This is a genomic window from Erythrobacter sp. CCH5-A1 (genome assembly GCF_001557115.1).
Lineage (GTDB): Bacteria > Pseudomonadota > Alphaproteobacteria > Sphingomonadales > Sphingomonadaceae > Erythrobacter.
The window spans coordinates 1-921 of record NZ_LSKQ01000020.1; the positions used below are offsets into that span (position 1 = coordinate 1).

A 921-nucleotide genomic window follows, 5' to 3' on the forward strand; every position below is an offset into this window, starting at 1 on the left:
GGCCCCGACCGCGCCTGCGCCGCCCGCCGGTCGCAGCGCGATGGAGCAGCTTACCCCGGCCCGCATTGCTGCCGCGAAGGCTTCGGCCGCGCCGGCCGCGCCGCCCCGGACAGCGAGCCGCGCGATCACCGCGCCTGCACCGCCGAAAGCCGCCGCCGCCGCACCCGGTGCCCGCGCGCCGTTCGCCGTTCCGGCGGCTGCCAAGCCCGCCCCGGTCCCGGCCCCGGCCCCTGTTGCCGCCGCCGTGGCCGTGCCCCGGCAACCGGCCGCGACGAGCGCTCCCGCTTCGGCCGGAGCACAGCGCATCGCCGATCTCGATTTCCGCTCCCGCCTCCTCACCCGGGTCGACGGGCGGGCCAAGGGTCAGGTCGATTTCCAGCAGACCCCGGCAGGCCTCAAGGTCCGGCTCGGCTCGGTCGCCGAAGTGCTGGCCGACCGCATCGCCCCGGCCGATCTGGCGCGGATCCGCAACTCGTCATCGGGCAATGCCTGGCTTTCGCTCGCCGAGCTTCAGGCGCAGGGCATCCCGATCAGCTACGATCCGGTCTATGACGAGTTCAACATCGGCCGCGATGACACTCGCCCCAAGGCTGCGCGCAAGGTGCACATGGACCAGATCAGCGCGCCCGAGCGGAGCGCGGGCGCCGCGACAATGGACCAGATCCGCCGTCGTTAACTAGCAGCGCAGCTCCCGCGCGTGATCTCGTAAGGCGCGCTGCCCTCTTCCTCGGCGACAAGCCTGACACACCACGCAGCGCCGGTCGAGGTGCGCATGGTCGAAAGCACGGCCTGCGTGCCGGGGGCGAGCCGGGTCGAGCCGTGGTGGCGCGAGGTCGATGTTCCGGTGACCTCGAGCGAATAGGTCACGCTGCGCGCGCGTTCCGACAGGCCGGTCAGGCGCACGTCGAGCACCCCGTCCCC

The 921-nt window shown here is 73.2% G+C and carries 2 protein-coding genes; one reads left to right on the top strand and one right to left on the bottom strand.

Features of this window, described 5'->3' with window-relative positions; translation table 11 throughout:
• A partial coding sequence (locus AX708_RS20690) for a hypothetical protein (protein ID WP_197426325.1) occupies positions 1-676 on the top strand: 676 nt, incomplete at its 5' end.
• Here the strand turns inward: AX708_RS20690 and csgH are convergent.
• Positions 673-921, bottom strand: a 249-nt coding sequence (gene csgH, locus AX708_RS20695) for a curli-like amyloid fiber formation chaperone CsgH (protein ID WP_197426326.1), incomplete at its 5' end; no start/stop codon positions are given. The genes AX708_RS20690 and csgH overlap by 4 nt on opposite strands.